Below are 13,256 nucleotides of genomic sequence, written 5' to 3' on the forward strand. Positions count from 1 at the left end.
CGTCGGCGGGACCGTCGGTGGCGGGACCGTCGGTGGCGGGACCGTCGGTGGCGGGACCGTCGGTGGCGGGACCGTCGGTGGCGGGACCGTCGGTGGCGGGACCGTCGGTGGCGGGGCCGTCGGTGGCGGACGGGGTGGTGCCGATCACCGGCGCGGGGCCGGAGCGGCGGACGAGCAGGAGCGCGACGGCCGCGAGGAGTGCCACGCCGACCAGCTCGGTGAGGAGCGGCGCGAACACCCCCAGGGGTGGCTTCCAGCTGCCTTTCAGCACGTTGAACCCGGACCCGAGCCCGTACTGGAACCGCGTCTGGACGAGCAGCAGCGCCCAGAGGTGGAGCACACCGGTGACCACCGCGACCCCCGGCACGATGCGCCCGATGCCGGTGCGTCCCAGCGCCCGGTCGACCCGCCGCAGCGAGACCGCCGCCAGCACCAGGCCCACCCCGAACGGCATGACGTACCGGCCGTGCTGCGACCAGCCGATCGTGCGCAGGTACGCGAACTCCAGCGCGATCAGCGCCAGGAACGACGTCGCGAAGATCGCCGCCAGCACCAGCGCGTGCCGCCGCTTCACCACCGCGAGGGCCGGCCCGACGAGTGCGCCGACCAGCAGGTACCAGCCGATGATCGTCCAGCTCGGCAACGTCGTCTCGCCGTAGCTGAACTGGCCGACGATCTGGTTGACCCAGAACGACATCCGGGTCAGCGAGAGCTGCCGCACCGCGTCCGACCACGGGATCGACGAGGCGTCGTTACCGACCGCCCCCTCGCTGTCGGAGAGACCGGCCAGCAGCATCCAGCCGATCGCGTACAGACCGACCACCGCGCTGGCACCGAGCACCCACCACACGTCGTGGCGGCGCACCAGCGACATCACGGCCACCCGCCGGGACAGCAGCAGGCAGGCCGCCAGAATCAGGATCAGCCAGATCGGCCCCAGCGCGCGCAGCACGAGCAGCAACGAGCCCGAGACCCCGGCCAGCACCACGAGTTGGCGGGTGAACCGCTCGGTCAGCTCGCCTTCGCGGGCGCGGAACAGCGTCAGGAGCGTCGTCCAGAGCAGAACACCGGCGGCGATCTCCCACCCGTTCGGGTTGATCGCGCCGTTGAGGTCGATCGCCATCGGCGTCGCGACGACGATCACGCCGGCGACCAGCAGCGGACGACGGCGGCGCACCGCGATCCAGACCGCGAGGCCGAGCAGCACGGCCGCGCCGAGCGACGAGACCAGCCGGGCCGCGACGATGCCCGACAGGTCGGGAGAGGCAACCAGCGGGAGGCCGACGATCGCGTAGTAGACGGGGTTGTACCGGCCGGCGGCGCTGGCCACCCGCTCGGTCGTGTCGTCGTGGGGGGCGGGCGTCTGGCAACTGGCGGAGGTGCGCTCTTTCCAAGCGCAGTCGAGGTCGCCGGGGAGCAGGCTGCGCGGGACGTCGAACCAGGCGCCGCCACCGCGGATCGCGTTCGCCGGCTCCGCGTAGATCTGGCCGCTGGCCGCGCCGTAGGCCCGCACCAGGTGCTGGGACTCGTCGTACGTGCCGTTGACCGGCAGCGCGAACGCCCACCCGGCGCCCATCAGGAAGAACGAGACCACGGCGGCGAGCAGTATCCACCGGCCACGATTGCTACCCGGGTCTGCCGCCTCCGGGGTTCGGGCAACCGCCGTTCCGGACCCGGCCACGACCTCATCCTCTCCGGCGAAGAACCCCTGCCCCGCCTCGTCTCGGACACCCTAGTGGTCCGGTGCGACGGGCCTGCGCGCGGCGCGGCCTGTCAGCGCGGCGAGCCGGTGCTGAACCGATTCGCGAGGACAGCCGCTAGGACCTCGGTGCCGGTACTCCCGCGGTGAGCGGCAGCGCGTCCGCCGGGACGGTGGCGGGCTCGGTGGCGTCCGCCGAGGGAAGTTCGGCCCCAAGACCGGCCCCGGGACCGCCGAGGGACGTCCGCGGAGCCCGGCTCAGAACGATCGTCGCGACGATGAGGACGCCGCCGACGGCGGTGAAGAGCAGTGGGATCTGCGGGCCCACCGCCGGAAGCCAGGACCCGTGCAGCGCCCCGAGCGCCTTGAACCGCTGCGTCACCTGGAAGCGGGTCATGACGACGGCGAGCGCCCAGACGTGCATGACCGCTACCGAAAGGCCGCAGATCAGCACGAACCGGCGGGTAGCCAACTCGCCGAGCCGGAACTCCCACCGGCGCAGCGACCCAGCGAACAGCAGCGCGCCGACGCCGAACGGCAGGATGTACCGGCTCTGCTGCGCCCAGCCGATGTGCTGGTAGTAGAGGACCTCGAACCCGACCAGGAACACCACGCTGGTCACGACGATGCCGCTGATCAGCAACGCCTGGCGCCGGGTCGCGAACAGCAGCGTGGGCACGATGATCAGGAACGCGAGACCGAACCAGACCACCAGCATCGTGTTCGGCGCGACCACCTCGCCGTAGCTGAACCGCCCGACGATCTGCGCGGTCCACTGCGTCAGCCGGTCGGCCAGGATGTAGGAGATCTTGTCCACGAACGAGAGGTGCGGCGGTGGCGGCTGCGCGTCCGGGTTGTTGAGGACGCCGGAGAACAGCGTCCACCCGATGCCGAGTACGGCCGCGACCGCGACCCCGATGCCGACACCACGCGAGTCCCGCCGCTGGATCAGCTCCTTCGTCCGGCCGGGCCGGGCCGCGGCCGTGCAGGCGAGCACGGTGAGCCCCAGCAGCAGCGGGCCGAGCGTCCGGATCGAGACCAGCGTCGCGGCGCCGATGCCTGCGGCGATCAGCAACTGACCGGTCCAGCGGTCACTGAGCTCGCCGGACCGCGCGCGGACGAGCGCCAGGAGAGCGGTCCAGGTCAGCACGCCGGCGGCCAGCTCGAGGCCACTCGGGTTGATCGACCCGGCGAGGTTGAGCATGTTCGGGGTGGCCGCGACGATCAGCGACGCCAGCAGCAGCGGGCTGCGACGGCGGACCGCGATCGTGACCGCGGCGGCGAGCATCGCGGCGACCATCGCGCCCGAGATCAGCCGCCCGACGACGATGCCGCCCATGTTCGGGCTGATCACCATCGGGATACCGACCGGCACGTAGTAGAGCGGGTTGTACCGGCCCGCCGCCGTCGCCGTCTGCGTGCGGCTCGGGTCGTCCGGCGGACGCTGCAGGCAGGACGCCGGAAGCTCCCACCGCTGGGCGCAGTCGGCGTTCACCGGCAGCAGGCTGCGCGGGACGCTGTACCAGGCGCCGCCGCCGCGGGCGGCCGCGGCGGGCGAGGAGTACAGCTGACCGCTGGCCGCGCCGTACGCGCGGATGATGTGCTCGTCCTCGTCGTTGGTGCCGTTGGCGGGCAGCGCGAGCGCCCAACCGGCACTGACCAGGAAAAAGGCAGAGAAAGCGAGCAGAAAAACGAGTCGGGAACGGACCGGCCGGACGAGCCAGTTGTTGACGTCAGACGACGATCCGAGCGACACGGAACCTCCTGGCGCGCGAGCGCCCGGTACTCGTCGTCGGGGCACCCTCGAAAGGATGCCCCGACGCCGTTGCGAAACCCCGGCAGGTGCCCTCTACCCCCAACAAGGGGACGTTAAGCACCGGCTGCCGGTTCGATCAGTACCGGTAGTGGTCGGGCTTGTACGGCCCCTCGACCGCTACGCCGATGTAGTCGGCCTGGTCCTTCGACAGCTCGGTGAGCTTCACGCCGAGGGCGGCGAGGTGCAGCCGGGCCACCTTCTCGTCCAGGTGCTTCGGCAGAACGTACACCTGCTTGTCATATTCGGACGTCTTGGTGAACAGCTCGATCTGGGCGATCGTCTGGTTCGCGAAGCTGTTCGACATCACGAAGCTCGGGTGACCGGTGGCGTTGCCCAGGTTCAGCAGGCGGCCCTCGGACAGCACGATGATCGAGTGGCCGTCCTCGAAGACCCACTCGTCGACCTGCGGCTTGATGTTGTTGCGCTTGACGCCCGGGGTCTTGGCCAGGCCGGCCATGTCGATCTCGTTGTCGAAGTGGCCGATGTTGCCGACGATCGCCTGGTGCTTCATCTTGGCCATGTCGGCGGCCATGATGATGTCTTTGTTGCCGGTCGTCGTGATGAAGATGTCGGCGTACCCGACCACGTCGTCCAGCGTCGCGACCTGGTAGCCGTCCATCGCCGCCTGCAGCGCGCAGATCGGGTCGATCTCGGTGACGATGACCCGGGCGCCCTGGCCGCGGAGCGACTCGGCGCAGCCCTTGCCCACGTCGCCGTAGCCGAAGACGACCGCGACCTTGCCGCCGATCAGCACGTCGGTGGCGCGGTTGATGCCGTCGATCAGCGAGTGGCGGCAGCCGTACTTGTTGTCGAACTTGCTCTTGGTGACCGAGTCGTTGACGTTGATCGCCGGGAAGAGCAGGTTGCCGGCCTTGGCGAACTCGTACAGGCGGTGAACGCCGGTCGTGGTCTCCTCGGTGACGCCCTTGATGTCCTTGGCGATCGTGGTCCAGCGCTGCGGGTCTTCCGCGAGGGTGCGGTTGAGCAGCGTCAGGATGACGCCGAACTCCTCACTCTCGGCGGTCGACGGGTCGGGCGCGGAGCCGACCTTCTCGAACTCGACGCCCTTGTGCACGAGCAGCGTCACGTCGCCGCCGTCGTCCAGGATCATGTTCGGGCCCTTACCGCCCGGCCACGCCAGGATCTGCTCGGTGCACCACCAGTACTCCTCCAGCGTCTCGCCCTTCCAGGCGAAGACCGGGACGCCCTGCGGGTCCTCCGGAGTGCCGTTCGGGCCGACGGCGACGGCCGCGGCGGCGTGGTCCTGGGTCGAGAAGATGTTGCAGGAGGCCCAGCGGACCTCGGCGCCGAGCGCCACCAGCGTCTCGATGAGCACGGCGGTCTGGATCGTCATGTGCAGCGAACCGGTGACCCGGGCGCCGCGCAGCGGCTGCTCCGCTGCGAATTCCTTGCGGATCGACATCAGGCCGGGCATCTCGTGCTCGGCGAGCTGGATCTCCTTGCGGCCGAACGCGGCCAGGGAGAGGTCGGCGACCTTGAACGGGGTGGTCCCCGCCGGGGCGTCGGTGACGGCTGTCATCAGTTCTCCTCGTGGTTCCGGTGCGCTCCGGGGCGCCTTTCGGTTTCCCGGAGGTCGACGACCGGGTACGTCCCGGTGTCGTCCGGTATGTCTACGATCGGGTATGCCCCGGTGGGGGCGTCAACCGGGGCCGGGCGTGAGCGTTGGGCGACCGGGATCTCGGCCAGCAACTTCTGGTGCTTGTCGTATTCCCAGCGCAACCAGTCGTCAGCGGGGATGTCCGCCGGGGGAGCCGGCCGGGCCTCGAACCACTCGTCCAGCGCCGCCCGTAGTTCCTCGTCGCGGCGCAGCCGCAGCGCGAAGCCGACGTCGGTCAGCCCGATGTCGAAGCTCTGCAGCAACTCGCGCAGCGTGCGGAGGCGTTGCAACTCGGCCGGACCGTACAGGCGGTACCCGCCGGCCGACCGCGGTGCGGCCACCAGCCCGACCTGCTCGATGTAGCGGAGCATCCGCGGTGACCACCCTGTGGTCTCCGCCGCCTCTTGGATCGTGAGCGTACTCATTACCTCTTGAGGTTAGCAGCGTTCTGTGAAGGTTTCCGAATCGGCCGCAAAACGCAACCGAAGCCACCTGGATGACGTCAATAGACCGTCGGATGAGTCTGTTTCATGACAACGGCGGGGAACGTCCTCGGGCATCTGGCCGAAGGGTGAGAGCATGGACGAGGTTTGTTCGGGATCGTTCCGCTGGGCGGACAGCGCGGATCCGGAGCGTGACAGCTTCGGGCGGTGCGCTCGGTCCCGAACATGCCTCGAGGGGCGACCGGAGGCGAGGAACTGCATGTCCACGACCAGCGACGCCCTTCCGTACGGCTTACGGGACGACGCGTCGGTGCTCGAGGCCCTGCGTCAGGGTGACGACACCGGCTCCTCCGTCGCGCCCGGCACCCGGGCGAGCTGGACCGGGAGCTTCCGCCGCGAGTTGTCCGACGGGATCTCCCGCGTCGGACTCGACGCCCTCTTCGACCGCTACCACCGTTGGTTGTTCGGTCTTTTCATGCGGACGCTACGCGACGGCGACAATGCGACGTTCGCGCTCGGCCAGACGCTGGCGAACGTGGCCGGTGCCCGGCTGACCAGGCCGGAGCAGCTGCGGACGGCGGTCGCCCGTGCGGCGTACGAGAGCGGCTTGCGGGTCGGCGAGGCACGCAGCCGTTCACTACGGACGCGGCGGGCAACCGACGCGGCGACCAGCATCCTGGTCGGCATCATGGACTCCGGGAGCGACGGCGAACTCCGGCGCCTCGTCTGGCGCGCGATGGAGTCGCTCAGCTTCCGCGAACGGTTGCTGTTCGAGCTCGAATGGCACGATCTTCTGGACGAGCGGGAGCTCGCCACCGTGATCGGTGGGCGGCACCCGCTGACCGTGCTGAACCGCTCGCGAGACCGCATCCGCGCGACGCTGACCACCGCGGTAGCCGTCTGGTACGGCAGCGAGAGGTGCACCGACCTGCGTCGTCTCGTGCGGCACGCCGGTGCGGCAGAGGGACGTCCCGGCGCGATGCGCGGGGTGATCGAGCGGCATCTGTACGGCACCCGGTCCGAGGCGCCGTGCGCGACCTGCCGGGACAATCAAGACACGTACGCGCTGAACGTGCTGGGCGAGGCGCTGCCGGTGTTCGGGGTGCCGGCCGGGTTGCGGGAGGCGGCCATCGAGGTAGCCCTCGACTACCGCCGGGCCGTTCGGCCGGTCCAGGGCGCGGCCGGGGCTCCGCGGTCGGCCGTGACGCGCTTGTCCGCGCCGGTGGGGGCGGGTGCTGGAGTCGAGGACGTGGCACTCAGCGGCGTCGCCTCCTATGGCGTGGCCGCCGCGAGTGCGGATTCGGCTGCTTCCGTCGCCGGCGCCACCCGAAAGACGACGGGCGCCGGCGACCAGGACGTCCGCCTCGACGGCCCGCCTCTGGCGTCCATCGACCTCGGCGCGGCCGACGACGACCTCAGCGCGATCACCGTCGACCTGGGCAACCGCTCCGACGGCCTGGATGCGGCTCCCGACCTGCGTACCACCACGAGCCTGGGCGCGGCGCTACTGCGTCATGTCGACGCCGCCGAGGAAAGCCCGGCGGCCACGGTCGCCGAGGGCCTTGGGCTCAGTGCAGGCACGGAGCCGGGTGCGGGCTCGGAGCCGGGTGCGGCGACCGTCGCAGGCCCGGGCAGCGCGGCGACCGGCGAGCGCGCGAGCAGCCCGGCGCACGAGGCGGGCCTGGAGCCTGCCACCGTCACAAACCTGGACAGCGCGGTCCTGGCCGACCTGGCGCGCATGGCCGGCGGCGGTTCGGCCGGCGCGGCCGGCCCTGCCGACATCGGCGACGGCATCAGCGGCGGCCCGGCTGCCGCGGCGGGCCGACCCGCGGCGGGCGACGACACCGTAGTGGCGAGCGATCGCCGCGCGATCGGCGTACCCGGCAGCCTGGCCGCAGCTCTGACCAGCGGTCGCACCGCCGCGGCAAGCAGGCGCACGGCCGCTACTCCCCCGGCGAGCCGGTCCGCCGACGACCCGAGCAGCCTCGGCTCCGCCGCAACGAGCGCGGGCGACCACGCCGTCGGCAGGCCGATCGCCGCCGGCCTGGCGGCCAACGCGGCACCTGCCCCCGCCGTCGGACAGGCGGTAGGCCCCTCCGAAATCGGCGAAGGCGCCAGCACGTCCGGCGCGCCCGGCGCGGGCGGGGCACCCAGCATGGGCGGCAACGCGACCGAGGCACCAGGCACGAGCGGCCCCGCGGCCGAGGCACCAGGCACGAGCGGCCCCGCGGCCGGGATACCGGGCACGAGCGGAAGCGCGGCTGAGGCACCCGGCACAAGCGGCAACGGGGCCGAGGCACCCGGCATAGGCGCAAACACAGCCGGGGCACCCGGCACGAGCGGAATCGTTGCCGGGGCGCCCGGCATGGGCGGCAACGCGGCCGGGATACCGGGCGCCAGCGACGGGCCTGGACTCGGCGGTGTCGCCGTAAGCGGGCCGAGTGCCAACGGCTCGGCCGGTGGCGACCCCGGCGTGGCGAACAGCGCACCCGGCGGCCCGGGAATCGGCGGCGACTTCGGCTCGGGTGGTGCGATCGGCGCCGCCGCGAGCGGACACAATGCGTCCGGCCCGGCCGGCGGTGACCCAGGAATGGCAGCGAGCGCCGCGGGCGCCCCCGGTACGAGCGGCGAGGGCCTCGGCGCCAGCGCGGCGAACGGACCGCACGCGAGCGGCGACCCCGGCATGGCCGGATCCGCCGCCAGCGGACCCGACATGAACGCCAACGCCGCCGGAGCGCCCAGCGCAAACGGCAGCGCCGCAGCCGGGCCCGGGATGGGCGGCAGCACCGCGGGCGGGCCTGGCATGAGCAGCAACGCCGCAGCCGGACCCGGCATGAGCAGCAACGCCGCAGGCGGACCGCAGGCCAGCGGTCTGGCCGGAAACACCCCCGGCATGGCCGGATCCGCCAGCAACGGACCCGGGATGGGCGGCGGCACCGTCGGCGGACCGCACGCCAGCGGCCTCGCCGGAAACACCCCCGGCATGGCCGGATCCGCCAGCAACGGACCCGGGATGGGCGGCGGCACCGTCGGCGGACCGCACGCCAGCGGCCTCGCCGGAAACACCCCCGGCACGAGCGCCAACGCCGGCGCTGCACCCGGCGCAAACGGCAGCACCGCAGGCGGGCCCGGGATGGGCGGCAGCACCGCGGGCGGGCCCGGGATGGGCGGCAGCACCGCGGGCGGGCCCGGGATGGGCGGCAGCACCGCGGGCGGGCCCGGTATGAGCGGCAACGCCGCAGCCGGACCGCAGGCCACCGGCCTCGCCGGAAACAACCCCGGCATGGCCGGATCCGCCAGCAACGGACCCGGCATGAACGCCAACGCAGGCGCAGCACCCGGCGCAAACGGCAGCGCCACAGCCGGGCCGCAGGCCGGTGGCATGGCCGGGGGCGGGCACGGCGTGGGCGGATCCGCGATCGGTGGGCCCGGGATGGGCGGCGGCGCCGTCGGCGGGCCGCAGGTCAGCGGGGCGGCCAGCGGCGGGCCTGGGGCCGGCGGGTCTGCCGCCGGCAGCGATGGGGCGAGTGGCGCGGCTTCGGGCTCTCGGGGCGACGGGCCGGAAGCGATCTCCCACCGCGACGAGCCCGGCCGCAAGCATGCGGACTACTCGGGTGCGGGGCACTCCGGGTCGCCGTGGGGGGCCCCGGAAGAGCTCCGCCAGGTGCGGACGTTCGACTCGGTGGTGCCGCTGAGGCCGAACGCGACGCCGTCCCGGAAGCGGCGGCTGGCGGCGTACGCTTCGGCGGCCGTCCTGGCGATGCTGTTCGGGTTCGGCGCGGTCTGGGTGATCCAGAATCAGGCAACGGAGGACCACACCGACGTGCTCGCCGCGGCCAGCCCCTCCACCAGCGACGGGACGACCGTCGGCGGACCGTCGCCGAAGTCGACCGGGCCCGGGCGGAGCGCCGGCAACGACAAGGGCAACTACGCGGTCGACCTGGACGACAACGAGGCTCCGCCTCCGATGCCGCATCCGTCGACCACCTCGGCGTCGCCTCAGCCGACGCCGTCTCGGCCCAGCCCGTCGCCGTCGAAGCCGTCGACTCCGGCGCCCAGCAGCGTGTCACCCGACCCGCCCGAATCGCCGCAGGAGCCGGACCCGCCGACGGACGATCCGACCACGCCGCCGGACGATCCGACGCCGTCGACTCAGTCGGCACCGGCCTCGCCGACGGTCCCGCGATCCAGCCCGGCGACCGTGCTCATCCCGGCCTGAGACAGACCCCACCCCCAGACCGCCACCACCCCGGCCCACCCGGCCCGAGATCCGACCCACCGGTGAGCCACCCCACCAGAAACCGCCACCACCCCGGCCCGAGACCGGGCCCACCGGGCCCACCGGGCCCACCGGGCCCACACGGCCCACACGGCCCACACGGCCCACACGGCCACCCGGCCGAAACCGGCGCGACTCCGGCCCGAGCCCGGGCCCGGGCCCGAGCCCCCGGTGCGAGACCCGGGCTACAGGTTCGTCGTGGCCTGGAAAACAGTGCCCTCGCCCGAGACCGTGAGCGTCGGGTGCCCCGACGGCAGGTAGCCCGACTGGCCACCGCTGAGCACCACCGGCCCGGTGCCGTCTTCCACCGTCACGACGCCCTCCAGGACGAAGACGATCCGCGGGCCGGTGGCCGTCAGCGTCGCCTGGCCTCCCGCCTCCGCGAGCACGACCCTGGTCAGCGAGAACTCCGGCACCGGCGGGCTCCAGACCCGGACGCCGGGGGCGGGCGACTCCGGCTCGAACGGCACCGCGGCCGACTCTTCGAATCGGACGACGCGCAACAGCTCGGGAACGTCGATGTGCTTCGGCGTCAGTCCGCCGCGCAGCACGTTGTCCGAGCAGGCCATGATCTCGACGCCGACTCCGTGCAGGTACGCGTGCAAGACGCCGGCTCGCAGGAAGATGGCCTCGCCGGGCTCGAGCGAGAGACGGTTGAGCAGCAGCGCCAGCACGATCCCGATGTCACCGGGGTACTGCTCCGCCAGCGACACGGCCAGCGCGTGGTCGGGCGAGGACCCGCCGGCCCGGCAGGCGTCCGCGAAAGAAACGGCGACCTGCTCGGCGTCCGGAAGAGCGAAGAGACCGGCCACGAACGCACGGAGGTCGGCTCCCTCGCGCAGAGAATCGACGAGCGCGCGCAGCGCGGGAATGTCCTGCACGACCGGCGCGAGGACCTCGACCGACCGGGAGACCGGCCGGAAACCGCACAAAGCGGAGAACGGCGTCACCGCACAGATCAGTTCCGGCTTGTGGTGCGGGTCGACGTAGCTGCGGCGAGGGTCACCGAGCGGCGGACCGGATTCCTCCGCCTGAGCGAAACCCTCGCGCGCCTGCGCCTCGCTCGGGTGCGCCTGCAGTGACAGCGGCGTCTCCGCGGCGAGCAGCTTCATCAGGAACGGCAGCCGGGCGCCCAGCGCGGCGGCGACGTCCGCGCCGAGCTCGCCGGCCGGGTCCGCTTCGACGAGCGTGTCGAGCGCGCCGCGGGCGAGCTGGGACGGCGCGGACGGGTGCCCGCCCATCCAGAGCTCGGCCTCCGGCTCCGGGCTGGGGACGGGACGGCCCTGCACCCCGGCGATCGCGGACGTCGAGCCCCAGGCGTAGGGGCGGATGACGTTAGTGAGCAGCTCCATGCGGGGTTTCCTCTTCCGCATCGGTCTTCGGCTTGCCCGCGTGGTAGATGTCGGGCTCGAGATAGATCACCCGGGCGATCGGCACGGCGACCCGGATCCGCGACTCGGCGGCGTCGATCGCGTCGGCGACCTTGGCCGCGGTGTCGTCGTGGTGCACCGCGATCTTCGCGGCGACCAGCAGTTCCTCCGGCCCGAGGTAGAGCGTCTTCATGTGGATGATCCGCTCGACCGTGCCGTGGTCCTGCGTGATCGCCTGCTCGATGCGGGTCAGGTCCTCCGGGTTGGCACCCTCGCCGAGCAGCAGGCTCTGCGTCTCCATCGCGAGGAAGATCGCGACGACGACGAGCAGGAGGCCGATCGCGAGCGTGCCGATGCCGTCCCAGACGCCGTTGTCGGTCAGCAGGGTCAGCGCGACACCGAACAGCGCGAACACCAGGCCGAGCAGCGCCGCGGTGTCTTCGAGCAGCACGACCGGGAGCTCGGGCGCCTTGGCCCGCCGGATGAACCGGATCAGCGACGCCGAGCCGCGGGACTTGTTCGTCTCGCGCATCGCGGTCATGAACGAGTAGCCCTCGAGCGCGATCGCGATCACCAGCACCACGACCGGCACCCACTGCCAGGAGTGGATCGCCTCCGGGTGCTGGAGCTTGTGGTAGCCCTCGTACAGCGCGAACAGGCCACCGACGCTGAACAGCACGATCGAGACGATGAACGCGTAGATGTAGCGCTCGCGACCGTAGCCGAACGGGTGCTCGGGCGTCGCCGGCTTCTGCGCACGACGGCCGCCGATGAGCAGCAGCAGCTGGTTACCCGAGTCGGCGAGCGAGTGGATCGACTCCGCCAGCATCGACGACGATCCGGTGAGCAACCAGGCGAGCAGCTTGGTGACGGCGATGCCGAGGTTCGCGGTGAGCGCCGCGATGATCGCCCTGGTACCGCCTTCCGCACTCACGCGTTGGTCCGTTCCTTCAGCTCGGAGACGGCGCGGACCGCGATCGGGTCGAGGCCGTGCAGCAGGGCCAGGTAGACCGAGGCGAAGTCGGGGACGGCGATCAACGAGGCCAGGCGCTCGAGCTCGGAACCGCCCTCGGCGGTCAGCACGCTGACGCCGATACCGCGCTCACGCGCCAGGTCTTCGATCGCGTTCGCGCGGGCGGCGTCGACCTCGGACTCGCTGTCGTCGCGCAGCAGCACCAGCCGCAGCTTGGTCGAACCGGCCGAGTCCACCCGGTCGGCGAAGAAGTCGTCGACGTCGTCGGCGAGCGAGCCGAACACGCCGTCGATCAGGCCGACCCGGCCCCGACCGGCCTCGATCAGGTTGCCGGCGATGGCGGGGTACCGGGCGTTCGCGGCGAGCTGGTCGGCGAACCGGTTGGCCGCGACGGTCGCCAGCGCCGAGGTGCCCCAGACGACCGGGATCGTGTTCGCGAGCTCGATCGCGAGCGACTTGCCCTCGTTGACGAACGACTCGGCGGTCGGGCGGCAGCGGTCGGCGTCGTTGTCGAGCCGGGTCGCGGTCTCGGCGAAGTCGGCCTCGGCGACCTGGCACATGCCCAGCCCGCGTCCGGCGAGCAGCACCGGCGCGACGAGCGACCAGAACGCCACCCGGGCCGGGCGGCGGCGCGGCACCGGCACGAACAGCGCGCGGGCGCGCTCGGCCATCGACTGCAGCTCGCTGTCGGCCGCGCCGATCGCGACCAGCCGCGCGCCGCGGTGCATGGCGGCCTCCGCAGCGGCGAGCGCTTCCGGACTGCGTCCGGAAGCGGAGACCGCGATGACGACGTCGGCCGCACCGACCCAGCCCGGGACGCCCCGGCTGCGGTGCAGGATGACCGGCACCGGGCAGCGCGGGCCGGCGACGGCGTTCAGCACGTCACCGGTGCGGGCGGCGGTGCCGACGCCGGCCAGCACCAACGCCCGGGGGCGGATCTCCTCGGACAGGACGTGCAGACCGGCCTCTCCGGCCAGCGCGACCGCCTCACGCAGCTGCGGGCCGGCCCCGGCGGTGGCCCGGAGCATCTCGGCCGGGTCGGCGCCGGACAGGACGTC

General features: G+C 72.5%; 8 protein-coding genes. 1 reads left to right on the forward strand and 7 read right to left on the reverse strand.

The genetic code is table 11. The features are described 5' to 3' along the window. From ACIBZJ_RS28965 to ACIBZJ_RS28980, 4 genes are all read right to left on the reverse strand, one after another. A partial coding sequence (locus ACIBZJ_RS28965) for a DUF2142 domain-containing protein (protein WP_395935072.1) occupies nt 1-1,681 on the reverse strand: 1,681 nt, incomplete at its 3' end. Nucleotides 1,682-1,817: 136 nt separating this feature from the next. Next, nucleotides 1,818-3,455 (reverse strand): DUF2142 domain-containing protein, encoded by a 1,638-nt coding sequence (locus ACIBZJ_RS28970; RefSeq protein WP_395935074.1) that lies wholly within the window; start codon nt 3,453-3,455, stop codon nt 1,818-1,820. Nucleotides 3,456-3,591: 136 nt separating this feature from the next. Then, a complete protein-coding gene (gene ahcY, locus ACIBZJ_RS28975; RefSeq protein ID WP_395935076.1) occupies nt 3,592-5,055 on the reverse strand; it encodes an adenosylhomocysteinase in 1,464 nt (487 codons plus the stop codon). Continuing rightward, nucleotides 5,055-5,558: a MerR family transcriptional regulator gene (locus ACIBZJ_RS28980; protein ID WP_395935079.1), complete on the reverse strand. Its 504-nt coding sequence runs from the start codon at nt 5,556-5,558 to the stop codon at nt 5,055-5,057. Before ACIBZJ_RS28980 ends, ahcY begins: the two co-directional genes overlap by 1 nt. Nucleotides 5,559-5,835: 277 nt before the next feature. Between ACIBZJ_RS28980 and ACIBZJ_RS28985 the strand changes: the two genes are divergently transcribed. Continuing rightward, nucleotides 5,836-9,795: a hypothetical protein gene (locus ACIBZJ_RS28985; protein WP_395935081.1), complete on the forward strand. Its 3,960-nt coding sequence runs from the start codon at nt 5,836-5,838 to the stop codon at nt 9,793-9,795. A gap of 245 nt (nt 9,796-10,040) precedes the next feature. On the opposite strand, the gene manA is transcribed toward ACIBZJ_RS28985, so the two are convergent. From manA to ACIBZJ_RS29000, 3 genes are read right to left on the reverse strand one after another with little or no spacing between them, the layout of a single operon-like run. After that, entirely contained in the window at nt 10,041-11,207 is a 1,167-nt protein-coding gene (gene manA / locus ACIBZJ_RS28990; protein ID WP_395935083.1) for a mannose-6-phosphate isomerase, class I, read from the reverse strand. Next, nucleotides 11,191-12,159 (reverse strand): cation diffusion facilitator family transporter, encoded by a 969-nt coding sequence (locus ACIBZJ_RS28995; RefSeq protein WP_395935086.1) that lies wholly within the window; start codon nt 12,157-12,159, stop codon nt 11,191-11,193. The genes manA and ACIBZJ_RS28995 overlap by 17 nt, the downstream gene beginning before the upstream one ends. Beyond that, nucleotides 12,156-13,226, reverse strand: a complete 1,071-nt coding sequence (locus ACIBZJ_RS29000) for an SIS domain-containing protein (protein WP_395935576.1) — start codon at nt 13,224-13,226, stop codon at nt 12,156-12,158. Before ACIBZJ_RS29000 ends, ACIBZJ_RS28995 begins: the two co-directional genes overlap by 4 nt. Between the last annotated feature and the right edge of the window lie 30 nt (nt 13,227-13,256).

Source organism: Cryptosporangium sp. NPDC051539 (assembly GCF_044454545.1).
Classification (GTDB): Bacteria; Actinomycetota; Actinomycetes; order Mycobacteriales; family Cryptosporangiaceae; genus Cryptosporangium.